Origin of the sequence: Acinetobacter sp. SAAs474 (genome assembly GCF_032823475.1) — a bacterium.
In the GTDB taxonomy this organism is placed as follows: Bacteria; Pseudomonadota; Gammaproteobacteria; order Pseudomonadales; family Moraxellaceae; genus Acinetobacter.
Genome location: NZ_CP127915.1, coordinates 442266 through 467968 on the forward strand (window position 1 = coordinate 442266; position 25703 = coordinate 467968).

Here is a 25703-nt window from a genome sequence, read left to right on the forward strand (position 1 = left end):
TTATCATCTGGAATCTCGTCTTTTAAACTGAATATCCTCATAGCGCTAAAACAGTAATCTCACTACTCAGTGGCACTGCAATCGATTACAATAGGCTTAGATTTTTTCCCTCTTACGCTATGAATGCCGTAGACTATAAAATCTACTCGGTATTCCAATCGATATTTTTTCAACATTTTTGGTGAAACACTCATGAATAATATGCAATGGCTCGATGAAGTAAAATTTAACGAACAAGGATTAATTCCTGCCATTGCTCAACATCATCAAACTGGACGGGTATTGATGGTGGCATGGATGAATCGTGAAGCACTTGCATTGACGGCTGAAAAAAATCAAGCTGTTTATTTTTCACGCTCACGTCAAAAATTATGGCATAAAGGCGAAGAATCTGGTAATTTTCAAACCGTACATGAAATTCGTTTAGATTGTGACGCTGATGTCATTATTTTACAGATTGAACAACAGGGTGGTATTGCCTGCCATACTGGTCGTGAATCGTGCTTCTATCGCAAACTGACAGCCAACGGCTGGGAAATTGTCGATGCACAACTCAAAGATCCAAGCCAGATTTACGCTCATCAATCAAATCATCCACATAGTCAAGTCATGAATGCATCAATCGCCCAATCAGAACAGGTTGAAGTGTTATCTTATTTAGGTAACATGATGGCGGAACGCAAAAAAGCAGATCCAGACTCATCTTATGTGGCCAAGCTTTATCACAAAGGCTTGAATAAAATTTTAGAAAAAATCGGTGAAGAAAGTGTTGAAACGATCATTGCAGCGAAAGACTTCAACTTTGCGGCACACTTAGATCATCAAAATGATCTGATTTATGAAGTTGCTGATCTTTGGTTCCATACCATTGTCATGTTGGGTTATTTTGATTTAGATCCACAATTGGTACTCAATGAATTAGCACGTCGCCAAGGTTTATCTGGCTTAGTTGAAAAAGCCAATCGCCCAAATTAAATGACTCAATCTTCTGTCGGCCACACAGCCACTTACGAACAAGCCATTGCCATCGACAATGCGCGTTTGGGAGAGTCATTTAAGGTCGTTGCTTATGCTGGCACGGGAAAAACCACGACCTTACAAATGATGAGTGATGCCATGCCACGACGTCGTGGCATGTATCTGGCATTTAATAAGTCGATTGCCACTGAAGCACAACATAAATTTGCCGCCAATGTGGATTGTCGTACTTTTCATTCACTGGCATTTCGTAGCGTACCACGCGGGATTACGGATAAATTACGTTTACCTCGTCTGAGTCCAAGTTTTCTTGCCAAAGAATATGCCTTAGTCCCCCTGACATTACGACGTATGATGGGTGGGCGTTATGAAAAATATGTATTAATGCCTTCACGTTTGGCCAGTTTGGTCGCAGATGCAGTCAGCTATTTTTGTTCCACCAGTTCACAGTATCCAGCCCCACGTCATGTACAAGCACCCAACTGGTTACATCCAGATGATATTGATAGTCTACAAAAATATCTCTATCCAGCCGTAGAGCGTCGCTGGCTAGAATCGATTGATCCCCATCATCAAGCTGGTATTGGACATGATATCTATTTAAAACTATGGGCCTTATCTGAACCGAATATTCCAACAGATTATATTTTATTTGATGAAGCACAAGATGCTGATCCACTCATGCTCGGAATTTTACTGAGACAACGTCAAACACAAGTGATTTATGTTGGAGATGCCCATCAGCAGATTTATGCTTGGCGCGGTGCAATTAATGCCATGCAACAATTACCTTTACCTGAATCACGCCTCACCACATCATTTCGTTTTGGTGCTGAAATTGCACTCCATGCCAATGCCATTTTAACCGCACTTAAAGAAACCGTACCACTTTTGGGTAATCCTGCTCTCAATTCTAAAGTGGTCAATAAACCCCACACACAATTACGTGATGCTATTCTCTGTCGTACCAATGCACGTGCCATGGAGCTTCTACTGGCTGGTTTGATTCATGGCGACAAAGTTAGCCTGCAAGCAGATCATCTACGCTTAAACCGCTTTGTTGATGCGGCAAATATGCTAAAACAAGGTAAACGTGTCATAGATGTACCAGAATTGGCTTGGTTTAATTCATGGCATGATGTACATGAGTATTGTGAAACCAATGAAGGTAGTGATATTAAACCTTTAGTCAAACTGGTTGATGATCATGGCATTGATCCTCTCAAGAAAGCATTAGCGAAAATCACCCCCATTGATCAAGCGGACTATATTATTTCCACCGCACATAAAGCCAAAGGTCTAGAATGGAACCGTGTTCATATTGAAGATGATTATCAATTTAAACTCAATCAACACGATCATAAAATCAGTCCCGAAGAATTACGTTTACTTTACGTTGCTTGTACCCGCGCCAAACTCAGCCTCAATATTCATCATATTTATGACTTAATGCAGCAACTGAAAAAACAAGCTGTAAAATAAGCGTCAACAGATAGCGGCTCAATATGCTGCTTAGCTTGGAAAAAATATAACCGCGACAATGATTGTCATAGCAAAATCGACCACATTTCAATCATAATCGGCGGTATATGGGCTAAAGTGCTGAGAGTGCAAAAGTATGAATCTTCGTGATATTGAATCGATAATGTACTTCAATCACCGTATGATGATGCTGAAAAAATTACATTATTTACATATATTCATCATCAGTTCAATCTAAAATAATTTAAATCAAGCATATAATCACATCGATCTTTATAAAAAAGATTGATGTTGTTGTTTTGCTGTAATATGATCGGTTTTATTTGCGATTTTTAAAATGAAATCGGAAATTACTATCGAATAACAAGTGGTGCGATACCCTTGCTTTTCAATGCATTATATATGCAATGGCTTTTAAGATTGAATTTTGGGCCTCTCTTTGACGTCCTATAGTCCTTAAAAGATTAAGATTTACTGCGGTTTTCAACCGATTTCTCAACAATGGATACGAGTGTGCTACCAATTATTATATTGTTACCGTTAGTACTGGGCACAATACTTGTCTCGTGGCTGAATAAATTTTCACGCGAGGTAACGGCTTTAGGTGCAATCGGAGTCAGTTTAGCAAGTTTTATCTTGTTACTGACTCAAGCAAAAAAAGTATTTGATGGCGCTACGCTATCAGAAAGTTGGGCCTGGCTGCCTCAACTGGGTATTGAGTTAAGCTTTCGCTTAGATGCCTTAAGCCTGTTATTTTCATTACTGATTACAGGAATCGGCACACTCATCTATATTTATGCTTATTATTATCTTAGTCCTAAAAATTCACTCAAAAAACTGTATGTATTGCTGATGCTCTTCATGGCAGCAATGTTAGGTATTTCATTATCCAATAATTTAATCGTGCTGTTGGTCTTTTGGGAATTGACCAGTATTAGTTCATTTTTATTGGTCGGCTATTGGAGTAATTACGAAGCAGCACAACGTGGTTCACGTATGGCACTGACGATCACCGGATTTGGTGGTTTAGCCATGCTGGGTGGATTTGTGCTGATTGGTCAGATTACTGGTACCTATCAAATTGATCAAATTACCCAAATGACAGCATTAATTCAGGAACATCATTTATTTGTTCCTGCGCTATTACTTATTTTACTTGGGGTATTTACGAAAAGTGCTCAGTTTCCATTTCACTTTTGGTTACCCAATGCGATGGCAGCCCCCACGCCTGTATCAGCATATCTGCATTCTGCAACCATGGTCAAAGCTGGGATCTTTTTACTCGCCAGATTAATGCCAATTTTTATCGGATCTGCAATTTATCATAATTTAGTGACCTTTATTGGCTTATTCACTTTATGTATGGCTGCATTTTTTGCCATTTTTAAAGAAGATCTAAAAGGATTACTGGCTTATTCTACGATTAGTCACTTAGGACTGATTGTGTGTTTGCTTGGTATTGCGTCTCCACTGGCTGTTGCCGCTGCTATCTTTCATATTATTAACCATGCGACATTTAAAGCGGCATTATTTATGATTGCCGGCACTATTGATCATGAAACAGGTACACGAGATTTACGCAAACTCAGTGGTTTATGGCAGTTATTACCATTTACCGCAACCCTCACCATGATTACCGCTGCCTCAATGGCAGGTGTACCATTGACCAATGGATTCCTATCTAAAGAAATGTTCTTTACTGAATTATTGGCCAATTTATCTGGTCCAGTGATGATTTTCTCTGCAATCATCGCAACATTGGCTGGTCTGTTTGCTGTAGCTTATTCCGTACGTTTGGTACACGGGGTATTTTTTGATGGTCCGCTAGGTAAAAATATTCCGAATCAAAATGCACATGAACCCGCATTTGGTATGCGTGCACCCGCAACATTTTTGGCTATTTTATGTATTCTGGTCGGGATATTTCCTGCCCTTTTAGTACAAAAAATCATTAATGCCTCCACACGCTCAAGTACCCAGCTTAGTGATTTTCCAGGGGTACATCTGGCGATTTGGCATGGATTTAATGCACCATTGCTGATGAGCATGATTGCCTTAGTTGGTGGTTGTCTATTCTATTTTGCATTGGCTAAAAATGGTCGAATTCGACATATTGATTTGGATGTTTACTTAGGTAAATTCCAAGGCAAAATACTCTTTGACTTATGGCTAAAATCTTTACTACTGTATTCACGTCGTTTAAAACGTGCCAGCGAAAATGGTAAATTACAAAGTTATCTGATTTGGATTATTTTATTCAGTTTGGCATTGGTTGCCATGCCTTTTATGATACAAGGGCTGAGTACAGGTACACGTGAACTCACCTATGCACCACCTATTGCAATTGTACTGTGGCTCATTTTATTTTCATCATGCTGGATGATGCTTTGGTTTCATCATGAACGAATTAAAGCCATCCTGATCAGTGGTGCTGTCGGTTTAGTGGTGACTTTAGTTTTTATTTGTTTTTCAGCACCCGATTTGGCATTAACACAAATTACAGTTGATGTTGTCACGACTGTTTTATTACTGATGAGCCTTTCCCTGTTACCTCAATTGACCCCTTATGAGTCAAGTGTCTCACGGCGTTGGCGTGATGCCCTAATCGCCATTAGTGCTGGCTTAGGTATCGCTTGGATTACTTGGTTAATCTTAACGCGAGATCATCAATCTATCTCTTGGTTCTTCCTACAGCAATCTATTCCATTGGGTGGTGGCAGTAATGTCGTCAATGTCATTTTAGTCGATTTCCGTGGCTTTGATACCTTTGGTGAAATCACGGTATTGGGAATCGCAGCAATTGGCGCACTGTGTATGATGGATGGCATGCGTACCCATGGCAGTACCATTACGCAAGGTCTTACCTATCGTTTTAATCCATCTCCTCTGATGTTTCGTATTACTTCATCATGGATTTTACCACTGGCTTTAGTGGTCAGTTTATATATTTTCTTACGTGGGCATAATTTACCAGGAGGCGGCTTTATTGCGGGTTTAATCACTGCATTAGCACTGATTATTCAATATATTGCCATTGGTCAAGATCAAACAGAAACCATGCTTAAAGCAAAATCTGGACGTTTATATGAGATCTGGATTGGTACAGGTTTGAGTATTGCTGGCTTGACTGGCGTTGCTGCATGGTTTTGGGGACGACCATTCTTAACCAGTGCACATATTTATATCTCTCCACCGATAATTGGTGAACTGCATCTAGCTTCAGCAGCCTTATTTGATGTCGGCGTTTATATTACCGTTGTCGGTGCCACGATGTTGATGATTTCAGTTCTGGGAGACTCGCGTCATTCAAGTATGACAGGCCCTGTGCTTAGGAGAAGAAAATAATGATTAGCCTCGAATTTTTACTCACCTCAGCAATTGGCTTATTAACGGCAACAGGTATTTATCTTATTTTACGTGCACGGACCTTTCCTGTAGTTTTAGGGCTGGCAATGCTCGGTTATGCGGTAAACCTATTTTTATTTGCCATGGGACGTATTCAGATCAATGCGCCTGCCGTTTTGACTGAAACAACTAAATCAACTGACCCTTTGCCTCAGGCATTGGTTCTAACCGCGATTGTTATTGGTTTTGCAACTACGGCTTTTATTGTCCAGCTTGCACTACGTACTCGCTATGAAACAGGTACAGATCACGTTGATTCAAAAGAAGAAATATCAACAATTGACCCACGTGAGGATGAGCCATAATGACTGATCTTACTCAACTGTGGATACAACATACGCCTATTATTAGTATTTTAATTCCTGCCTTTACTGCTTTTATTTTAGTATTGCTTGGTAATCCTGGTTCTGGTTCACTTGCTCAGGATTGGCGTCAACCTTGGCGTCGTACCATCAGTAATGTATCTGCAATATTGGGATTATTAACAGCCATTAACTATCTGATCTTTGCAGCAAATGGACAGATTACAGTCTATAACTTAAGTGAATGGGCTGCACCCTTTGGTATTGTTCTGGTACTGGATCAACTATCGGCATTTATGTTGGTATTGACCTATACACTCGCTGTACCTGTGCTGTGGTTTGCCAGTAAAGAATGGGATGAAAGAGGCCGCTACTTTCATGTCATGTTTCATTTTTTACTGATGGGTCTCTGTGGTGCTTTTCTCACAGGCGACTTATTTAATTTATTTGTTTTCTTTGAAATTTTATTAATGGCATCCTATGTACTACTGCTACATGGACAAGGTAAAGCACGTTTTCAACTTGGCATTCATTATGTCACCATCAATCTCTTGGCATCGGCATTATTTCTGATTGGCTTAGGAATGATTTATGGCAGCGTCGGCAGCTTAAATATGGCCGATGTTGCTCGTCTAATGCCGATATTGCCAACCGATCAACATACCATTGCGGTTGCAGGAGGACTGCTGTTATTTGTGGTATTTGCGATTAAAGCGGCAATACTGCCGGTCGGTTTTTGGCTCCCTAAAACCTATGCAGTGGCAAGTACTCCTGTGGCTGCCCTCTTTACCATTATGACCAAAGTGGGTGTATATGCGATTTTACGTGTCAATGGTACAGTCTTTGATGATTTCATGAGTCGTGAGATTTTACAAAACTGGTTATTAGTGCTTGGTTTAATCACGTCACTATATGGTGCGATTGGTGCGATTGGTGCTGAACGCTTACGTCGCTTTGTAGGCTTTATGATCTTGTCATCTATTGGTACGATTATCATTGCCATTGCCCTCTTTAATACTCAAGCTTGGGCTGCTGCATTATATTATCTGGTTCATAGTACGCTGATTGGTGCCGCATTCTATCTACTCTGTGGATGGATTACTTCACAACGTGGTGAATTTAAAGATCATCTTAAAATTGCACCAATGATTAAGCAGCATAAATTGGTTTCTATTGTTTATTTTATGATTGCTTTAATGATGGCAGGCTTACCGCCGTTTAGTGGCTTTTTTGGTAAAGTATTTATTTTACAGGCAACACAATTTTCGCCTTACCAAATCCCCATTATTATTGTCATATTGACAGTCAGTTTACTCAGTATCATTGCCTTTACCCGAGTAGGTTTTATCTTATTTTGGCGTGCTACACGCCCAGAAAGTGATCCAGATACACAGGAATATCAAAAGTATCAGGCACTGCCTTCACATGCACCTGCACGTAATGATAAAACCATTTATATCTTGCTGGCTAGCTTAATCATCTACATGATTGGTTCCAATCCGGTCTATCACTACCTATTTAATGCTGCAGAGCAAATACAAAATAATGCGCTTTATAACGTGGCTATTTTGAAAAAAGACGAGCATGATCAAGTGATCAGTGTACAACCATTCGATCCAAGCAATTTACCAGAAACCAAATATGGCGGTGAAGTCATTGATCCAAATGCACATTTGATTCCATACTTGATTGCACCTAAAACTTTAGATGGTGAACATATTTCTAATTATAAGTTACGACAAATTGAAGAACAGCATGATCTTGATATCAACACAGAAATAGATCAACTTAAACCGACGGAGGGACCATAAATGGCTATATCATCGTTTTTAAATCGTTGGTTTCCGCATCCTTTAGTGTCCTTTCTGGTTGGGATAAGTTGGTTAATGTTGGCGCATAGTGCCGATGCCGCATCACTAACGATGGCATTATTGCTGGCTATTTTTATTCCTAAACTGATTAATCCATTTATTGATCGAACCCCCAATATTGATTGGAAAGCAGCCAACAAACTGTTCTTCATTGTGTTATGGGACATTATTATCAGTAATATTACTGTGACCAAACTGGTACTTGGGCCAACAAAAAACCTACATCCTAAATGGTTTCGTGTCCCTTTAGAAACACAGCATGAAGAAGTCAACTCATTACTGGCAATGATTATTACCACAACGCCGGGTACTGTTTCTGCAGGTATTGATCAGGATCGTGGTGATATTTTGGTTCATGCATTAAATACCCATGATGCAGATGAAGAAATCAAGACTATCAAAGCACGCTACGAACAACCATTAATGCTTATTTTTGGTGTAAAAGCAGGAGATCAATCATGACTATTCTCTCTTATGCATTAGCGATCTGTATGATTGCGATTACGCTGTCAATGCTACTATGCCTTATTCGTTTAATTATGGGACCATCTATTGTTGACCGATTACTGGCACTAGATACCTTATTTTTAAATGCAATCTGCTTAATGGTCATACTCGGAATTTATTGGGCCACCAGCTCATTATTCGAAGGTGCGTTATTGGTGGCAATGCTAGGCTTTGTTTCTACTGCTGCATTGGCTCGCTATTTTACGACCAGCCATGTCATAGACTAGGAGCCTCATCATGCAGCTCACCATAGAAATTTTCGTTTCAATTTTTTTGATTATTGGTGCATTTTTTATGTTGGTCGGTAGTATTGGTATGGTTCGCCTTCCCGATCTTTTTATGCGACTCCATGCACCGACCAAATCAAGTACACTGGGTCTTGGCAGTTTTTTAATTGCTGCCATTATCTTTTCTGCATTTCATGGTCGTATTGGTTTTGCAGAAATTCTAATTACCCTATTTTCTTTTATTACCGCACCCGTATCTGCCAATTTAATTGCGCAAGCTGCACTTCACTTACGCTTACGTTCAATGAGTGGTGATGTACCTGAAGCATTGGAGCGTCCACTCCCTTGGCAACGTACCCGTCGCCGAGCGTTTTATGCCAAACATAAATCCAATAAAGATGATACACGCTAAACTCAATCCTGTTTAGATGTTCGCGAGTAGGAGAGATGATACCCTATCGAATACTCGCCCTAATCCTTCACTATTACGCTACTTTAACAGCAGTAAATAACTTCAGGACCATGGCAACAAGCATGATCTGTCATGGTGTTTTTCCAATCTAAAATTAAAAAAACAGTGCAACGAGATCTTCAAAACTCAGCTATGTCGTGATTGCCAATCACAATTTTAAAGTGCTGTTTATAGCTCAATACGAGATATTTTGAATATCAATCCCAGTGAGTCCAACCAAACAAGATGCTGCTATTGCAATTTATTAATATTTAGATCGATGTGAAAAATATGATAAATAATACATTAATAATATAATTGTCTAAATCAAACACAGTATTAAGCGATATCGTGTAAATTTTCCAACGCTATGTAGTACAAATGTTAAGCAGAGCCTTAATTCAAGCTGATATATTGACAACCTACCTTCTAGTAGGTAGATTTGTCTTAACGACGATATTTTCATCACAGAAGAGTATTAAAATGAAATTTATATCTGCACTATTCTTTGTTATTGCATCAAGTACATCTTTTGCTGCCATCAGTAGTCAACAATTTACCGAGAGTACTCAATTAAATCGTACTGAAAAACAACACCAATTCTATAATGATGTCAAAACATCGGATAGTGATTGGGCTGATCAAAATAACGGTTAATAATCCTGCCATTTTTCGAGGCTTATATAATGAATAAATTACTCTATAAATTCACCAACAGTAATATTGATATTGGCATATTACGTTTTGGCGTGATCATGATTTTTATGTTATTTGGTACCTATAAATGGTTTGACTTTGAGGTAAGAGCATTAGAACCGATTATCTCAAACTCATGGTTAAATATCTTATATACTGGATTGGGTATGCATGGTGCCAGCTATCTGCTCGGTATCGTTGAAACCATTGCATTTATTGCCTTAATTATTGGATATATGAGACCCAAAGTCGGAATTTTAGGTGATATTCTGATTATTATTACCGGAGTAACCACCTTAAGCCTGCTACCACAATTAGGTAAAATCGACAGCTTTATTTTTAAAGATATTTTACTGATTGGTGCAGGATTAGTACTGCTTAAATATGATTTAAAAAGATCTGGCCTTGTCCACTCACCCTCTCATACACATTAAATCAAGGAGAATTCAGATTTCTACATACGATAAAATCTTAGATGTTGCGAATATTTATATTCAAAAGTTTGGTTTTGAGGGATTTAGTTATTCTGATCTCGCACAAGAACTGGGGATCAAAAAAGCCAGTATCCACTATCATTTTCCCAATAAAATGGATTTGGGTCTGGCCTATTGTCAACTCAAACGAGAGGCACTGATACAACTTGATCAACGCATGTCATCTCACACCACTATTCAAGAAAAAATATCAGATTATTTGGCTGCATTTGCGATCTGTGCTGAACAAAATATGATGTGTGGAATCTATGCCATGTCGAGTGATAGTGCTTTATTTAGTCCAGTACTACAAGATCAAATTAATGATGTGGTACAAACTGAACTCAACTTACTTGAAAAGGCCTTTAGTGAAACACAAGCTACATTGCCCTGCCCACTAAACCATTTAGAACCGAAGGCACTGGCGGTGATGGTCAACTCTACGGTTAAAGGTGCACTGATGTTAAATCGGATGTTTAAAGATCCTCAGCAATATACACAAACCACTACAGCATTACTAAAAATGCTCGGTTAATGCTCAATGGACATGACATTATCAGCTATTAAAAAAAGGCTGCCTTATAAAAAGACAGCCTTTTTTAATTGAAACATGTATCTCGGCAGATCAAAATTTTCAGTGATCGACCAAGAACAAGATAAAATTACTGATCCTGTTGCTGATCATCTGTTGGAGGTAAATCCTTGACAGCTTCTGCAATCAGACCAAACATATAGTTACCATATGCATTGGTTTTATCATAATGAAAACGTAAACGTGGTGTAATCCGCGTCTTAATACGACGACTCAGTTCATGGCGCAAGAAACCAGATGCTTTATTTAACACCTCTAAAGTTTCTTTATTAGCTACTTCACTTTGTTCATCACCCAATTCACGTCCCATTACAGTGACATAAACTTCAGCATAACCTAAGTCTGGGCTTACTTTCACGGCAGAGATGGTCACTAGACCACCTAAACGTGGATCTTTCAGCTCTTGACGGATCAATTCAGATAACTCACGTTGTACTGAATCCGCCATACGCTTCAGACGTTGACTACCCGCCATTAAAGACTCCGTTTGATTAATTGAACATCATATACTTCAATCTTATCAAGTGCTCTGATATCGTTATAGCCTTTAACTGCAAGACCACACTCCATCCCTGCTCGAACGTCTTCAACCACTTCTTTATAACGACGTAGCGATTCAAGTTCACCTTGGAAAATAACCACATCATCACGTAATACACGAATTGGTTTATTACGATGCAAGACACCTTCAAGAACCATACAACCTGCTGCTGCACCAAATTTACTTGAGTGGAAGACTTCACGTACTTGAGCAACACCTAAAATCGTTTCACGATGTTCTGGTGCTAACTTGCCACTCATTGCAGCTTTCACATCATCAATCAATTGATAAATGATACTGTAATAACGAATATCAATGCCATCAGCTTCTGCTTTTTGACGTGCAGTATTATCAGCACGAACGTTAAAGCCAAGTAATACCGCTTCTGAAGATTCAGCCAAAGTAACATCGGATTCAGTAATTGCACCTACACCCGAACCAATCACACGGACTTTTACTTCATCTGTTGCGAGCTCAGCCAATGCAACATGTAGTGCTTCTAAAGTACCACGGACATCTGTTTTTAACACGACATTAACAATAGGGACTTCTTTTTTACCCATAGATGCCATGATATTTTCAAGACGCATTGCAGACTGACGTTCAAGACGTTTTTGACGTTCACGATCCATACGTGCATCAGCAACTTCACGTGCTTTTTTCTCATCATTCACAACAAGAACTTCATCACCAGCCATTGGTGCTTCTGGAAGACCCAAAATTTCCACTGGAATTGAAGGACCCGCAGATTGAATACGCTGACCATTTTCATCGACCATGGCACGGACACGACCATAAGATGAACCAGCAAGCACAAGATCACCTACTTTTAAGGTACCATTTTGGACTAAAATAGATGTGACTGTACCACGGCTATTATCAACACGTGCTTCAATTACTACACCCTGTGCAGCGCCTTCTTCTGATGCTTTCAACTCTAACAGTTCTGCTTGAATCGAAATCAAATCTAAAAGCTCATCAATACCTTGACCGCTATGTGCTGAAACCATAGCTACTGGAACATCCCCACCCCATTGCTCAGGAACAATTTCTTTGGTGGTTAATTCATTAAGTACACGATCTGGATCAGCAGATTCTTTATCCATTTTGTTGATCGCAACAATAATTGGTGTTCCTGCTGCACGTGCATGATCAATCGCTTCTGCAGTTTGTGGCATTACACCATCATCTGCTGCAACGACAAGTACCACGATATCAGTTGCTTTGGCACCACGTGAACGCATTGCAGTAAATGCCGCATGTCCTGGAGTATCTAAGAAAGTGATAATGCCTTTGTCTGTCGTAACATGATAAGCACCAATATGCTGGGTAATACCACCTGCTTCACCTTGTGCAACTTTGGCACGACGGATACGATCAAGCAATGATGTTTTACCATGGTCAACGTGACCCATAATAGTGACCACTGGTGGACGTGTTGATTGCACACCACGAGCTTCTTCAGCCGCTTCAAGTAAGTTATCTTCCGCTTGTGTATCAGATACTAAGACTGGATTATGTCCCATTTCTTCCACGATCAATGCAGCAACTTCTTGATCAATAGCTTGGTTTTGTGTCACTAACTCACCCATTTTCATGAGAGATTTAATAACTTCACGTACCTTAACTGCCATTTTCTGAGCAAGATCAGCAACAACAATCGTCGAACCAATTTCAACATCATAAACTTGCTTTTTAACAGGTTTTTCAAAACCATGCTTATTGGCTTGGCTGGTTTTAAAGCCACGTTTAAACTGGTTATGATTAAATGACTGTTCTTCTTGACCACGACGACCACCTTTTTTAGGTGAACGTGCATTATTGGTATTGGTACCACGTTTAATTTCACGGTCTTCTTTGGCGAAAGAATCTTCATAAGCTTGACCAACTAGGCCTGCTGCTAATGGAGAATCATCCACAACCCGAATTGTCGCTGTAGAATCTTCTGAAGAATACTTCGATGCCATTTGACGCATCTGCTCTAAGGTACGCTGTTGCGCTTCCTCAGCAGCCTTACGACGAGCAGCCTCTTCTGTTGCTTTTAACTGTGCTGCCTGTGCTTCACGCTCACGTTTTTGCTCAGCAGTTTCAACAACTTTAGTTTGTGCTTTAGTGATTGGCTTATTGGTTGATTTACGTTTTACCACAACAGCCGCTTTAGGAACATCCTGTTTTGCAGTTTCTTGCTTTGCTGCTGCACGCATTGCATCTAGCGCTTGTTTTGCTTTTGAAGCGCCAGATTGGTGATCTTCTACTTTAGCTTTACTAGTAGCTTCTTCACGTGATGATTTTTGCTTGTCACGCGATTGAGCTTCTGTCTCAGCTTGTGCCTTCGCTAAAGCTTCTGCTTTAATTTGTTCTGGGTCTGGCTTTACAAATGTATGTTTTTTACGAACTTCTACATTAATAGTTTTCGCCTTACCCGATGTACTCGCCACTTTAGCAGTACTGGTAGTTTTACGTTTCAACGTGATTTGTCCTGCATTACCTGCTTCTTGACCATGAATTTTCTTCAAATGGTTTACAAGTGCATCTTGTTGTTCAGTAGAAATAATATCGTCAGCTTTGCGTTGTGGCAAACCTGCGTCACGAACCTGCTCTAGGAGCTTCTCAACGGGACGACCCACGCTGAGAGCTAACTCTTTAATCGACTTGTCCGTCATATATTACCTCCTAGTTAAACCATGATTCGCGCGCTTTCATGATAAATTGACCTGCCTTTTCGGCACCTAAACCGTCAATATCTTCGATATCATCGGTTGCTTGATCAGCAAGATCATCGATTGTTATGATTCCACGAGCAGCAAGAGCATAAGCAATTTCTTGTGTCATTCCTTGCATTGCGAGAAGTTCAGCACTCGGATCTTGGATATTTTCTTGTTGTTTTAATGCATCAGCTAAAGCCACTTCTTTAGCACGACTTTGCAACATTGCAACAACCTCAGCATTTAATTCGATTTCTTCGAATGTTTCAGCTGGCACATACGCAATTTCTTCTAATGAAGTAAAGCCCATTTCAACCAATGCCATCGCAAGCTCTGGTGCAATTTCTAGACGTGCAATAAACATATCTAAATATTGTTGTGCTTCATTTTGCTGACGTGCGTAATATTCCTCTTCTAACATCATATCTAGCTTATAGCCAGTTAATTCAGATGCTAAACGAACATTTTGTCCTTGTGAACCAATTGCACGCGCCAATTGATCACTGGTTGCAAAAATAATATCTGCAGTATGTGCATCTTCATCAATCACAATACTCGATACATCAGCAGGCTCTAAAGCACTGGCAATATATTGGGCTGGATCATCTGACCATACAACAACATCAATACGTTCACCATTTAACTCTGATTGTACCGCTTGGATACGTGTACCACGCATACCAATACATGCACCCACAGGATCAATACGATGATCATTGGTTTTTACTGCAATTTTTGCACGTACCCCAGGCTGACGAGCAGCCGCTTTAATTTCAATGATTTCTTCAGAAATTTCAGGAATTTCTTTTTTCATCAAAGCAATTAACATTTCAGGTTTAGAACGTGAAAGTAATAATTGAGCACCACGTCCTTCGCGATTAACACTATATAAAATAGCATTAACACGTTGTTTAGGACGTAAAATTTCTCTTGCGATCATTTCTTCACGTGCTAAATATGCTTCTGCATTATCACCTAAATCAATAATAAAGCCATCTTTGGTTTGTTTTTTAACTTCACCATAAATGAGCTCACCCACTTTAGCTTCATATGCATCGGCAACTAAGGCACGCTCTGCTTCACGAATTTTTTGAACAATGACTTGTTTCGCAATTTGTGCAGCAATACGACCAAAATCAATCGACTCAACTTCAAGCTCACGAATATCGCCAATAGCCCATTTTGCAGGATCTACATCTGAAATCGCATCTTGACAAGCAGGCATCTCATGATCTTCATCAGCAACAACTTCCCATTGACGGAAAGTACGATAGTCACCTGTTTTACGATCGATTTCAACACGTAAACGTGCTTCTTCAGAGTGCGTTCCTTCGTAAAATTTCTTTTTAGTCGCTGCAACAAGAGCCTGTTCAAGCGCCTCAAAGATTGCTTCACGACTTACACCTTTTTCGTTACTAACCGTTTCTACTACGGTAAGAATTTCGCGTGCCATAAGTCACCTATTCGTTAAATTCTTATTTACATTAGTCTTGGTAGATTAAGTTCGCTTTATCGATATTGTGACTATCAATCTCCAATATCTGTTGCTTTTCTACTTCAACTTGAATCATTTCATTTTCTAGATCAACAGTCACAAGCTTTGCCTGGAATTTACGACGATTATCGACTGCGCTAATAAGACGCAAAGCAATCTGCTGCCCAATATACCCTGACATTTGTTCAAGTTTAAAGAATGGTCGATCCCATCCTGGAGATGAAACTTCCAGCGCATATTCACCAGAAATTGGATCATGTACATCAAGTATTGCCCCTGCCTGTTGTGTCACGCGAACACAATCCTGCACGCCAATACCTCGGCCTAACTCAACTTCACCATCTTCATTTATAATAGGCTCTGCATTTTCATCAACAGTTTTATCTATATAAATACGTAATAATGAACGTTTACCTTGTGGGATAAATTCAATCCCCCAAAGTTCTACATCACATGCTTGCACCGCTGGGGTGATTAAATCCTGAAGTGCTTGAGTTTTATTTGATAGCTTCATTTACTCTCGTCAATTTTGTGCGAAAAAGTGGTCTGATTAACCATAATAAATTTACTATAGTGAAGCATTTTGACCTTATGCCGTAACCGGCTCATATCGACACTACACGATAGCCAATAAAAAAGGGCGTAAATCGCCCCAATTACTGCATATTAGATATTTGATAAAACCTAATGTGCAAAAAGGCCCACCTTGTTGTGAGCCTCTTATAAGAAACTTGGTAGCGGGAGCTGGATTTGAACCAACGACCTTCGGGTTATGAGCCCGACGAGCTACCAGACTGCTCCATCCCGCATCAACGTGCAAAAATTATATACAAAACACGAACTATTTTCAATCAAATTCTATGTTTTGCCCAATTAAGTTGCAACTTAATTGGTGATTGGTAGCGGGAGCTGGATTTGAACCAACGACCTTCGGGTTATGAGCCCGACGAGCTACCAGACTGCTCCATCCCGCATCCATGTGCATGTTTTAATCTCAACTTATATAAAGTTGTCTAGTTTAAGTATGCCACTTAAAACCAGTGTTGATTGGTAGCGGGAGCTGGATTTGAACCAACGACCTTCGGGTTATGAGCCCGACGAGCTACCAGACTGCTCCATCCCGCATCAACAGATTAGTTGCTTCACCAATAAATAAATTCTGGATTATTTATTGGTGCGGAAGGGGGGACTTGAACCCCCACGCCCGAAAGCACTACCACCTCAAGGTAGCGTGTCTACCAATTCCACCACCACCGCAACTGTGACGCATTCTAGTCTGATCACAGCAAAAAAGAAAGGCCTAAATAGAATTATTCAGTACTTTTTGGCGCATTTGATGAAGTTTCAGGCAACTTGGCTGGTACAGAGTTGGTCACTGGATGTGGATTTAAACTATATGCATCTGCAGTTTGTTTTTTGGCAAATACCGCCAAAGTTAGGCTGGTCACAAAAAACAATGCCGTTAAAATTGCAGTTGCACGTGTTAGAAAGTTTGCAGAACCATCAGCACCAAAAACAGTAGCAGCACCGCCACCACCAAAGGAAGCACCTGCATCTGCCCCCTTACCGTGCTGAATTAGAATTAAACCAATAATCAAAACAGCTAAAATAATATGCACGACTAACACAAAAGTTTGCATGCTGTACTCCTAATTATTTTGTATTCGCAAATGCCTGAGCAATTTGATAAAAAGACTCAGCATTCAAGGATGCACCACCGACAAGTGCACCATTAATATCTGGGCAGGCGGCTAACTCTACTGCATTTTCAGGTTTAACACTACCACCATATAAAATTGCAATTTGTGCACCATAAGGACTAATTTGACAAAGACCGGCACGAATCTGAGCATGCATCATTTGAGCATCTTCTGGCGATGCTGTCTTTCCTGTACCAATCGCCCAGACAGGTTCATAAGCAATCACAATATTGCGCCATTGTTCAGCTTGAACGACAGCAGCGATATCACAAATTTGTTGCAACACAACACTTTCAGCTTGACCCGTCTCACGCTGTTCTAAACTCTCACCAACACAATAAATGACAGTTAAACCTGCATTTAACGCATTTTTTATTTTTCGATTTAAAATCTCTGCATGTTCAGCAAAAATTTCACGGCGCTCTGAATGGCCTACCAAAACATAATTAATTTGATAATCTTGAAGTAGCTCAGCACTGATTTCACCAGTATATGCACCCATTCCTGCCATCACAGAAACATCTTGTGCCACGGTATATATCATTCGATTTGCAGATTCAAAATCAGCCTGTACTTTTGTTAAAGCAACTGCAATGGGCGCCACACCTAAATGACAGCGATGCTCGTCAATAGGGTTAGTTTGCAATAATTGTTTAAAACCTTCAATAAGTTGTACTGTATCGGCTTTCATTGGATTCATTTTCCAATTGCCCACAACCCACGGTGTAATCGTCGACCCCGACATACAAAAACTCACAAAAAACTATTTTTAAATCGAGCACATTCTACACTGAAATCAATTTTCTGTTAAAAAAATATGATGTTTATATTTTTATCAATTAAAAAGAAAAAACTATTTTTAAAATCCTGTTAGAATCCAATGTCTAATAAAACTCAAACACATTAAAATTGTGCCAGATGATACAACCATATTATGGCATTTGTGTATAACAAACGTATTTTAATAAAAAAAAGAATTATTTTTTTCACTTTTGATCTGTTGGGGAGAACATTAAGTTGATGCATCTGCAACCTAAATTCACAGGCTTTATTCAGCGTCTGGTCGATACTGGTATCGTAAGTACTGAGCTGATGCGTAATGCATTAGAAAGCACGAGAAAAAATCAACAAGATATTGTTGCTCATTTGGTACAAAACCATCATATCTCATCCTATTTGATTGCACAAAATATTGCCAGTGAGTTTGGTGAGCCTTTTTTTGATTTATCTGTTTACGATACCCGCTTTTTGGTTAAAGCCAATATTGATGAAAAAATAATAATAAAATACAACATACTGCCAATCTTTAAACGTAAAAACTTACTTTTTATTGCTACGGCAAATCCAATTGATCTGGATGCTTTAGAAGCCATTCGTTTAAACAGTAAAATGCATATCGAAACCATTATTGTCGAGTTTGATAAATTAAAATGGCTCATTGAACAACATTATACTGGTCGTGCTTATGTGGCATTAAACAATGATGACACTGCATTTGACTTACACTATGAACCCATAGAAACAACAACAAATGAAGAAACGACGTATGATGAGTCACCTATTGTCAAATATATTAATCAATTACTATTAGATGCGGTTCATATGGGGGCATCTGATTTACATTTTGAACCTTACGAAAAACTTTATCGTGTGCGTTATCGTATCGATGGTATTTTAAGGCAAATCGCAACCCCGCCTTTAGCACTGGCCAATCGCTTAACTTCACGTTTAAAAATCATGTCACAAATGGATATTTCAGAAAAGCGCATTCCTCAAGATGGGCGAATCAAGCTAAAACTTTCTCAACAGCAAAGTATTGATTTTCGTGTGAATGCTTTACCTACCTTATTTGGTGAAAAAATGGTATTGCGTATTCTAGATCCATCAAGTGCCATACTGGGCATTGACATTTTAGGCTATGAACATGATCAAAAAACACTTTTTATCAATGCATTAAAAAAACCACAAGGGATGCTACTGATTACTGGTCCCACTGGCTCTGGTAAAACAGTTTCACTCTATACCGGCTTAAATATTATCAATCAAGAAAATATCAATATTTCTACTGCAGAAGATCCTGTAGAAATTAACCTCGAAGGTATTAATCAGGTCAATGTCAATACTAAAGTGGGTCTAAGCTTTAGCGCCGCACTCAAATCTTTTTTACGTCAAGACCCAGATATTATTATGGTCGGTGAAATTCGTGATCTTGAAACCGCCGAAATCGCCATCAAAGCAGCGCAAACAGGTCATATGGTCATGTCTACATTGCATACCAACAGTGCCGCTGAAACACTGACACGTTTACGCAATATGGGTGTGGCAGCATTTAATATTGCCACATCGATTAACTTAGTCATTGCACAGCGCTTGGTTCGTAAGCTTTGCGAACAATGTAAAATACCGCTTGATATTCCTGCTGCCAGTTTATTTGAAATGGGATTTACAGCAACGGATTTAACACGCACTGACTTTCAAATCTATCAAGCAAATGGATGCATGGCTTGCAAAGAAGGCTATAAAGGACGAATAGGTCTCTATGAAGTCATGCAAATTACACCTAATCTTTCTACACTGATTATGCAAGATGCTAATGCATTACAAATCGTACAAGCAGCGCAGCATGAAGGTTTTTATAATTTAAAACGCTCAGGATTAATTAAAGTCATGCAGGGACTCACCTCTTTACAAGAAATCAATCGTGTCATTTTGGAATGAATTGCATCTCCAGCGTAGAGTAAATTTACCATGAAAATAAATAAAAATAAGAAAATGTATCGCTTTCACTACGAGGGTATTAATGGCAAAGGGATAAAAATTAAAGGAGAAATAACGGCAATCAACTTAATTATGGCAAAAATTACTTTACGTAAACAAGGCCTTAATATTCAATTTATACGAGAAAAAAGAGCAAATATTTTCGAACATCTCGGTGCTAAGAAAGTCACCACATTGGATATCGCTATTTTTACACGTCAATTGGCCACCATGTTAAAGTCGGGTATACCTTTAGTACAAAGCTTCGATATTGTTCATGATGGCTTGGATAAACCTGCAATGCGCAGGATAATTCTGGGGATTAAAAGCGAAATCGAAAGTGGTCACACCTTAGCAGATGCATTAAAAAAATATCCACAATATTTTGATCGTTTATTCTGTGCCTTGATTGAATCGGGAGAACTCTCTGGCTCACTTGATATCATGCTTGATCGAGTTGCAATTTATAAAGAAAAAAATGAACTCCTTAAACAAAAAATTAAAAAAGCCATCAAATATCCGCTCACTGTCATTATGGTTGCCATGATTGTCACGTTAATTTTAATGCTCAAAGTTGTTCCCATTTTTGAAGAACTTTTTATTTCATTTGGTGCCGAACTGCCTCTATTTACCCAACTGATTGTCCAACTGTCTAAATGGGTACAGCAATATTGGCTCATTTTGATCTGCACAACCACGATAAGCATCATCAGTACTGTAACATTAAAAAAACGTAGCCAAAGATTTCAAGATCTATCCGATCATCTGGCGTTAAAATTCCCTATTTTTGGTCAACTCGTCTATAAAAGTATTATTGCACGTTATAGTCGAACTTTAGCAACAACCTTTGCTGCTGGGGTTCCGCTCATTGATGCTTTAGAATCGACTGCAGGCGCCACAAATAATGTCATCTATAAAGCAGTGGTCATGCAAATTCGTGATCATGTCGCTGCAGGTCAACAGCTACAACTGGCCATGAAAATGAGTAACAAATTTCCCAATATGGCGATTCAAATGGTTGCAATTGGTGAGGAGTCTGGAGCATTAGACTGCATGTTAGATAAAGTTGCTATTTATTATGAAAATGAAGTCGATCATGCTGTTGATGGCCTGACATCAATGATGGAACCCTTAATCATGGCAATTTTAGGCCTTTTAATCGGTAGTTTAGTGATTGCCATGTATTTACCAATTTTCCAAATGGGTTCAATTATCTAATGTACGTGTTTTTTTCTTATTTTGCGACTCATCCTGTTGCACTCTATCTTGCTGTTGGATTGTTCAGTTTATGTATTGGAAGCTTTCTTAATGTTGTGATTTATCGAATACCGAAAATCATGCAGCAAGAATGGCAACAAGAATGTCACCTATTACTCCATCCCGAGCAGGTGATCATTGATCCAGCTAAGCTAAGCTTAAGTACGCCCCCATCGAGTTGCCCTCACTGTCAGACCACCATTCGCTGGTATCAAAATATCCCCCTCATCAGCTGGTTGATTTTAGGTGGGAAATGTGCGCATTGCCAAACCCCAATTAATATACGTTATCCATTCATTGAACTACTCACTACACTGTGTGGGCTGGTGATCGTCATGGTCTTTGGCCCTAGTATCAAAATGCTGTGTGCTTTATTACTCAGCTATGTCTTGATTGCTTTAACCTTTATCGATTTTGATCATCAACTGCTTCCTGATCGTTTAACATTAACACTCGCTGCTGCTGGTTTAGCAATCAATAGTTTTACGATTTTTACCACAGCCACTTTGGCCATTTGGGGCTATATCATCGGTTTTTTATGTTTATGGATTGTGTACTACCTATTTAAACTATGTACAGGCAAAGAAGGAATGGGATATGGCGACTTTAAACTTCTTGCAGCATTAGGTGCTTGGCTAGGCCCCTTTATGCTGCCCTTGATTATTTTACTCTCCTCTTGCATGGGGGCAATCATCGGTTTAATCCTCATCAAAGTACGCCAACAAAACCTGCCATTTGCTTTTGGTCCCTATATTGCTATTGCAGGATGGATTGCTTTACTCTGGGGCGAATCAATTATGCGTATTTATCTCACCCCATAAGGCAGATTATGAAATTTATTTTAGGATTAACAGGTGGAATTGGCAGTGGAAAATCTGCCGCAAGTCAATGGTTTGAATCACAGAATATTCAAGTGGTCGATGCAGATATTGTGGCCAGAGAAGTCGTTCAAGCAGGGCAACCTGCTTTATTACAAATTCAACAGGTATTTGGCGACTGGGTATTATTGGCAAATGGCGAACTGAATAGAGCTGCACTACGTGAATATATTTTTGCAAATACGACTGCACGCCAAACACTTGAGGAAATTACTCATCCCGCCATACGTCATCGTATCATTCAACAACTCAATCAGGCACACAGTCCTTATGTGATTTTGGTTTCACCTTTACTGTTTGAAACCAATCAGCATCAACTCACCCAACATACCTTATTGATTGATGCAGCTGAATCATTACAAATTCAACGTGCAGTACAACGTGATGGACAGAGCATTACACAGATTCAAAACATCATTCGCGCACAAATGTCACGGCAACAAAAACAAAAACTGGCTGATGATGTTGTCGTCAATGATGGCCATTTAGATCATTTATATGCCAAACTGCTGCCTTTACATCAACAATATCTGGCTTGGGCAGAGCAAGAGCATTTTATCCCCCAGTCAGTCACTGATAAATCAACAGAATAAACCTTAAGAAGAATGCTTTTTTTGCTGTAGTTGTTGCTGCAAGCTATCTTGTCGATTCAACCAGCGCCATGGCTGCAAAGCACCAATCGCCATGCCGACCAAACCACAAATAATGGCAAAACTCAGTGGCTCACCCAACAAAGGAACGGCTAATACCGCTGCAAGAAAGGGAGCTAATGTCACAATACTGCCTGTTTTAAAGGCACCTAAACGCTTAATGGCTTCAATATAGGTCAGTGTTGCGACAATCACCACAAAAATGCCATGAAAAAGTGTTTGTAACAGCAAATGTAGTGGCGCGGGCTCTGTTAAATGTTTCGGTAAAAATAATAAATAAATTGGTACATAAATTACGGCCGACCAAATTGCAACACCCGACATGGCATGCCAAGCTGAAAGCTGCCACTGGCGTAATAAGACCGTAAATATCCCCCATAACACCGCACTAAAGAAAAAAAGTAAATCGCCGAAACTAAAAGCAACGCCAGTTTCTTGATACATTAACCAACTCATCATGCTTAAGACGATCAACATGATTGTCAAACTGAGCCAAGTATGACGATCAAAAGGCTGTTGAAATAACAACAGTCCGGCAAATGCGGTACATAATGGAATACAACCATTTAAAAAAATGGCGGCATGTGCGGCAGGAACATAATGAAAGGCGCTATAAGCCGTTAAACAGTAAGCTACACCACCAATCAATGCCAAAATTAAAGGCTCTTTCTTCCATAAAAAAGCGGTATCTTTTTTCCAAATCAACAACGGCATCAAGATACAAAATGCCAAGGCAAACCGTAGTGCAGTAATATCCCACGCTTCAATTTTCCACTGTACATTTAATCTTGAGGTCAGGATAAATCCGCCCCAAATACACATGGTAATGAGAATATAGAAATATCCCTGAGTTTTTGTGGTCATAACATCGTCTTAATAGGAATAAGCGTTTAAAAGTAAGTTAATCGCAGCGACGTTGACGACAAGCCTCATACAAGGCCATACCTGTTGCTACACTGACATTTAGACTCTGTAACTGTCCTGCCATTGGAATATATACGGTTTGATCACACTGCGCCTGTGTAATTGGACGTAAACCCGTATCTTCAGCTCCCATCACAATACAAATAGCCGTTCCAGTAAAATCAAACTGTGCTAATGGCAATGCACTTTCATCAAGCATAGTGCCCACGACACGCACATTAAAATCTGCTTTAATTTGGCTGAGTGTACGTGCCAAATTGGTCACTTGAATAAATTTAACTTGTTCTGCACCACCAGCAGCAACTTTACGCGCTGTTGGTGTCAAGCTTGCTGAACGATCACGTGGTACAATTACGGCAGCAACGCCCATGGCAGCGGCAGTACGAATACAAGCACCTAAATTATGTGGGTCAGTCACTTGATCCAATGCCAGCAATAAAGGCTGTTCTGCACTATTTAAGAGATTTTCTAAATCACGTTCATTTAAAGTCGGATGTGGGCGAACAGCAGCAACAACACCTTGATGAAAAGGTAAACCTGCCAGTTTCTCTAACTTATCACGACTTGCTTGTTGTACACTAATCCCAAAAGGTTCCGCCAACGTTAAAATATGCTTTAAACGCTGATCATCTCTTCCCTTTAGGGTAAATAAAGTCAATACGCGTTCAGGCTCAATCGTTAACAATGACTCCACTGAATGAACGCCATAATAATATTCTGGTTTCGCCATGAACGACCTCTGCTCAAACCTAGTATCAATGAAAAAATCCTGTAAATAAGCTTTACAGGATTTATATAAGATGAATAGTTTAACCTATTCAGGTTAAAAATTCCTTGCTGTATTTATCTTTAGCGCTAAAGTTGTGGTCTATTTTAGCCATATACCCTTTATATCAGTACAAGCTATATCGCCTTAATTAAACTTAACCTTCTAAATGACAAACATAATCTAGCACATCATCTGTTTCAATTTTAAAACGGCTATTGCCTGGCACATAAAAAGATTGACCTGCACGAAATAATTCGCTTTCCTCACTGTCTGCAATCAAAACACGACATTCACCTGAAATAATTTCCATGCGTTCAGGTACATGTGTTTCGAAGGTTAAAGGTGTTTCTGTTGGTAAAATAACACCTAAGGTTTTTTTAGTCCCATCTTCAAATTGAACAGTATGACTAATACATAAGCCACCAAAATAAACATTTGATTTTTTTACAACGGATACATGATCAAACTGAACAGACATGTGCGCATTCTCCAGCTAACGCTTTTCTTTTATACCATTGAATAAGTCTAAAAAACTAGAAATAAACAATCCATCTATGCCAAGGCTATAAATCTCTTTTATAACAGTTAGGTAATTGCTTAGTCCTACCCACAATTCACATAAAATACAGCTAGATTTATAACAATTTTCCGAAAGTCTAAATCAACTCTGAATGAATCACAAATAACTTTTTCTATAACCGAATAAATAATAATAGCGAATTTTATCTAAATCGTGATCCGTGCTATACCAGATTAAATGTCGGCAGATTGAATCGTGAAATCAATTTCATTCAGACATAAAATAAAGCAAATCATATGCCACCCTATTCTGGCTTAATTGAGCATTTAAATCAAAATCAACAACAAATTTAACGGCCATGACGGATGAGCATCATTTATTGCAAAATCGCGTTTCAAATCTATGAAATTCTGATGATCTTCAAACAATGAATACAATAATTCGATTTTTGGCTTTAAAATTAAGATAAACTCATTGGGTTTTGAATCAAATTCGAATATAAATAACATTGTGACTCAATCCT

The 25703-nt window shown here is 39.2% G+C and carries 24 protein-coding genes and 4 tRNA genes; 15 read left to right on the plus strand and 13 right to left on the minus strand.

Features of this window, described 5'->3' with window-relative positions:
* Nucleotides 1-192: 192 nt before the first annotated feature.
* From hisIE to QSG86_RS03100, 11 genes are all read left to right on the plus strand, one after another.
* Nucleotides 193-975 (plus strand): bifunctional phosphoribosyl-AMP cyclohydrolase/phosphoribosyl-ATP diphosphatase HisIE, encoded by a 783-nt coding sequence (gene hisIE / locus QSG86_RS03050; RefSeq protein WP_317030154.1) that lies wholly within the window; start codon nucleotides 193-195, stop codon nucleotides 973-975.
* Nucleotides 976-2460, plus strand: coding sequence for a 3'-5' exonuclease (locus tag QSG86_RS03055; protein ID WP_317030155.1), 1485 nt, complete (start codon nucleotides 976-978; stop codon nucleotides 2458-2460).
* A 501-nt stretch (nucleotides 2461-2961) separates the two neighbouring features.
* Entirely contained in the window at nucleotides 2962-5805 is a 2844-nt protein-coding gene (locus QSG86_RS03060; protein WP_317030156.1) for a monovalent cation/H+ antiporter subunit A, read from the plus strand.
* Entirely contained in the window at nucleotides 5805-6170 is a 366-nt protein-coding gene (locus QSG86_RS03065) for a Na+/H+ antiporter subunit C (RefSeq protein WP_317030157.1), read from the plus strand. The genes QSG86_RS03060 and QSG86_RS03065 overlap by 1 nt, the downstream gene beginning before the upstream one ends.
* Nucleotides 6170-7978 (plus strand): monovalent cation/H+ antiporter subunit D, encoded by a 1809-nt coding sequence (locus QSG86_RS03070; RefSeq protein ID WP_317030158.1) that lies wholly within the window; start codon nucleotides 6170-6172, stop codon nucleotides 7976-7978. The genes QSG86_RS03065 and QSG86_RS03070 overlap by 1 nt, the downstream gene beginning before the upstream one ends.
* A complete protein-coding gene (locus QSG86_RS03075; protein ID WP_317030159.1) occupies nucleotides 7979-8500 on the plus strand; it encodes a Na+/H+ antiporter subunit E in 522 nt (173 codons plus the stop codon).
* The gene (locus QSG86_RS03080; RefSeq protein WP_317030160.1) at nucleotides 8497-8772 is read left to right on the plus strand and encodes a monovalent cation/H+ antiporter subunit F; all 276 of its coding nucleotides are present in this window, start codon (nucleotides 8497-8499) and stop codon (nucleotides 8770-8772) included. Before QSG86_RS03075 ends, QSG86_RS03080 begins: the two co-directional genes overlap by 4 nt.
* Before the next feature lie 10 nt (nucleotides 8773-8782).
* Complete coding sequence (locus QSG86_RS03085; protein ID WP_317030161.1) at nucleotides 8783-9184, plus strand: Na+/H+ antiporter subunit G; 402 nt, start codon at nucleotides 8783-8785, stop codon at nucleotides 9182-9184.
* Between the two features lie 522 nt (nucleotides 9185-9706).
* A complete protein-coding gene (locus tag QSG86_RS03090; RefSeq protein ID WP_317030162.1) occupies nucleotides 9707-9880 on the plus strand; it encodes a hypothetical protein in 174 nt (57 codons plus the stop codon).
* Between the two features lie 29 nt (nucleotides 9881-9909).
* Entirely contained in the window at nucleotides 9910-10353 is a 444-nt protein-coding gene (locus QSG86_RS03095; RefSeq protein ID WP_317030163.1) for a DUF417 family protein, read from the plus strand.
* Nucleotides 10325-10927: a TetR/AcrR family transcriptional regulator gene (locus QSG86_RS03100; protein WP_317030164.1), complete on the plus strand. Its 603-nt coding sequence runs from the start codon at nucleotides 10325-10327 to the stop codon at nucleotides 10925-10927. Before QSG86_RS03095 ends, QSG86_RS03100 begins: the two co-directional genes overlap by 29 nt.
* A gap of 127 nt (nucleotides 10928-11054) precedes the next feature.
* Here QSG86_RS03100 and QSG86_RS03105 read toward each other — a convergent pair whose 3' ends face one another.
* The 10 genes from QSG86_RS03105 to tpiA form a co-directional block, all read right to left on the minus strand.
* Complete coding sequence (locus tag QSG86_RS03105; RefSeq protein ID WP_317030165.1) at nucleotides 11055-11459, minus strand: ribosome-binding factor A; 405 nt, start codon at nucleotides 11457-11459, stop codon at nucleotides 11055-11057.
* On the minus strand, nucleotides 11459-14188 hold the full coding sequence (infB, locus tag QSG86_RS03110; protein ID WP_317030166.1) for a translation initiation factor IF-2: 2730 nt from the start codon (nucleotides 14186-14188) through the stop codon (nucleotides 11459-11461). Before infB ends, QSG86_RS03105 begins: the two co-directional genes overlap by 1 nt.
* Before the next feature lie 10 nt (nucleotides 14189-14198).
* Nucleotides 14199-15683 (minus strand): transcription termination factor NusA, encoded by a 1485-nt coding sequence (gene nusA, locus QSG86_RS03115; RefSeq protein WP_317030167.1) that lies wholly within the window; start codon nucleotides 15681-15683, stop codon nucleotides 14199-14201.
* A gap of 31 nt (nucleotides 15684-15714) precedes the next feature.
* Entirely contained in the window at nucleotides 15715-16239 is a 525-nt protein-coding gene (gene rimP, locus QSG86_RS03120; protein ID WP_317030168.1) for a ribosome maturation factor RimP, read from the minus strand.
* Nucleotides 16240-16457: 218 nt separating this feature from the next.
* Nucleotides 16458-16534: transfer RNA gene (locus QSG86_RS03125), tRNA-Met, on the minus strand.
* Nucleotides 16535-16622: 88 nt separating this feature from the next.
* Nucleotides 16623-16699: transfer RNA gene (locus tag QSG86_RS03130), tRNA-Met, on the minus strand.
* 74 nt (nucleotides 16700-16773) lie between these two features.
* A tRNA-Met gene (locus tag QSG86_RS03135) sits at nucleotides 16774-16850 on the minus strand.
* 47 nt (nucleotides 16851-16897) lie between these two features.
* A tRNA-Leu gene (locus tag QSG86_RS03140) sits at nucleotides 16898-16982 on the minus strand.
* A 53-nt stretch (nucleotides 16983-17035) separates the two neighbouring features.
* Nucleotides 17036-17365, minus strand: coding sequence for a preprotein translocase subunit SecG (secG, locus tag QSG86_RS03145; RefSeq protein ID WP_317030169.1), 330 nt, complete (start codon nucleotides 17363-17365; stop codon nucleotides 17036-17038).
* Nucleotides 17366-17378: 13 nt separating this feature from the next.
* Nucleotides 17379-18170, minus strand: a complete 792-nt coding sequence (gene tpiA, locus QSG86_RS03150; protein WP_317030170.1) for a triose-phosphate isomerase — start codon at nucleotides 18168-18170, stop codon at nucleotides 17379-17381.
* A gap of 266 nt (nucleotides 18171-18436) precedes the next feature.
* On the opposite strand from tpiA, the gene pilB reads away from it, so the two are divergent.
* The 4 genes from pilB to coaE are packed head-to-tail and all read left to right on the plus strand — an operon-like array spanning nucleotide 18437 to nucleotide 22910.
* Complete coding sequence (pilB, locus tag QSG86_RS03155; protein ID WP_317032654.1) at nucleotides 18437-20143, plus strand: type IV-A pilus assembly ATPase PilB; 1707 nt, start codon at nucleotides 18437-18439, stop codon at nucleotides 20141-20143.
* 30 nt (nucleotides 20144-20173) lie between these two features.
* The gene (locus QSG86_RS03160; RefSeq protein WP_317030171.1) at nucleotides 20174-21400 is read left to right on the plus strand and encodes a type II secretion system F family protein; all 1227 of its coding nucleotides are present in this window, start codon (nucleotides 20174-20176) and stop codon (nucleotides 21398-21400) included.
* Entirely contained in the window at nucleotides 21400-22260 is an 861-nt protein-coding gene (locus QSG86_RS03165; RefSeq protein WP_317030172.1) for an A24 family peptidase, read from the plus strand. Before QSG86_RS03160 ends, QSG86_RS03165 begins: the two co-directional genes overlap by 1 nt.
* Before the next feature lie 8 nt (nucleotides 22261-22268).
* Nucleotides 22269-22910: a dephospho-CoA kinase gene (gene coaE / locus QSG86_RS03170; RefSeq protein WP_317030173.1), complete on the plus strand. Its 642-nt coding sequence runs from the start codon at nucleotides 22269-22271 to the stop codon at nucleotides 22908-22910.
* 3 nt (nucleotides 22911-22913) lie between these two features.
* Here coaE and QSG86_RS03175 read toward each other — a convergent pair whose 3' ends face one another.
* From QSG86_RS03175 to QSG86_RS03185, 3 genes are all read right to left on the minus strand, one after another.
* Nucleotides 22914-23831, minus strand: a complete 918-nt coding sequence (locus QSG86_RS03175; RefSeq protein ID WP_317030174.1) for a DMT family transporter — start codon at nucleotides 23829-23831, stop codon at nucleotides 22914-22916.
* Between the two features lie 37 nt (nucleotides 23832-23868).
* On the minus strand, nucleotides 23869-24621 hold the full coding sequence (gene rlmB / locus QSG86_RS03180; RefSeq protein ID WP_317030175.1) for a 23S rRNA (guanosine(2251)-2'-O)-methyltransferase RlmB: 753 nt from the start codon (nucleotides 24619-24621) through the stop codon (nucleotides 23869-23871).
* 193 nt (nucleotides 24622-24814) lie between these two features.
* Entirely contained in the window at nucleotides 24815-25138 is a 324-nt protein-coding gene (locus QSG86_RS03185) for a pyrimidine/purine nucleoside phosphorylase (RefSeq protein ID WP_317030176.1), read from the minus strand.
* Nucleotides 25139-25703: the final 565 nt, after the last annotated feature.

Coding starts and splice junctions, on each gene's coding strand:
- QSG86_RS03060 (WP_317030156.1), top strand. CDS start 2,962: ATGGATACGAGTGTGCTACCAATTATTATATTGTTACCGTTAGTACTG.
- QSG86_RS03075 (WP_317030159.1), top strand. CDS start 7,979: ATGGCTATATCATCGTTTTTAAATCGTTGGTTTCCGCATCCTTTAGTG.
- rimP (WP_317030168.1), bottom strand. CDS start 16,239: ATGAAGCTATCAAATAAAACTCAAGCACTTCAGGATTTAATCACCCCA.
- nusA (WP_317030167.1), bottom strand. CDS start 15,683: ATGGCACGCGAAATTCTTACCGTAGTAGAAACGGTTAGTAACGAAAAA.
- QSG86_RS03185 (WP_317030176.1), bottom strand. CDS start 25,138: ATGTCTGTTCAGTTTGATCATGTATCCGTTGTAAAAAAATCAAATGTT.
- QSG86_RS03065 (WP_317030157.1), top strand. CDS start 5,805: ATGATTAGCCTCGAATTTTTACTCACCTCAGCAATTGGCTTATTAACG.
- QSG86_RS03080 (WP_317030160.1), top strand. CDS start 8,497: ATGACTATTCTCTCTTATGCATTAGCGATCTGTATGATTGCGATTACG.
- QSG86_RS03090 (WP_317030162.1), top strand. CDS start 9,707: ATGAAATTTATATCTGCACTATTCTTTGTTATTGCATCAAGTACATCT.
- hisIE (WP_317030154.1), top strand. CDS start 193: ATGAATAATATGCAATGGCTCGATGAAGTAAAATTTAACGAACAAGGA.
- QSG86_RS03070 (WP_317030158.1), top strand. CDS start 6,170: ATGACTGATCTTACTCAACTGTGGATACAACATACGCCTATTATTAGT.
- QSG86_RS03055 (WP_317030155.1), top strand. CDS start 976: ATGACTCAATCTTCTGTCGGCCACACAGCCACTTACGAACAAGCCATT.
- QSG86_RS03175 (WP_317030174.1), bottom strand. CDS start 23,831: ATGACCACAAAAACTCAGGGATATTTCTATATTCTCATTACCATGTGT.
- coaE (WP_317030173.1), top strand. CDS start 22,269: ATGAAATTTATTTTAGGATTAACAGGTGGAATTGGCAGTGGAAAATCT.
- rlmB (WP_317030175.1), bottom strand. CDS start 24,621: ATGGCGAAACCAGAATATTATTATGGCGTTCATTCAGTGGAGTCATTG.
- infB (WP_317030166.1), bottom strand. CDS start 14,188: ATGACGGACAAGTCGATTAAAGAGTTAGCTCTCAGCGTGGGTCGTCCC.
- QSG86_RS03160 (WP_317030171.1), top strand. CDS start 20,174: ATGAAAATAAATAAAAATAAGAAAATGTATCGCTTTCACTACGAGGGT.
- secG (WP_317030169.1), bottom strand. CDS start 17,365: ATGCAAACTTTTGTGTTAGTCGTGCATATTATTTTAGCTGTTTTGATT.
- QSG86_RS03105 (WP_317030165.1), bottom strand. CDS start 11,459: ATGGCGGGTAGTCAACGTCTGAAGCGTATGGCGGATTCAGTACAACGT.
- tpiA (WP_317030170.1), bottom strand. CDS start 18,170: ATGTCGGGGTCGACGATTACACCGTGGGTTGTGGGCAATTGGAAAATG.
- QSG86_RS03085 (WP_317030161.1), top strand. CDS start 8,783: ATGCAGCTCACCATAGAAATTTTCGTTTCAATTTTTTTGATTATTGGT.
- QSG86_RS03165 (WP_317030172.1), top strand. CDS start 21,400: ATGTACGTGTTTTTTTCTTATTTTGCGACTCATCCTGTTGCACTCTAT.
- QSG86_RS03095 (WP_317030163.1), top strand. CDS start 9,910: ATGAATAAATTACTCTATAAATTCACCAACAGTAATATTGATATTGGC.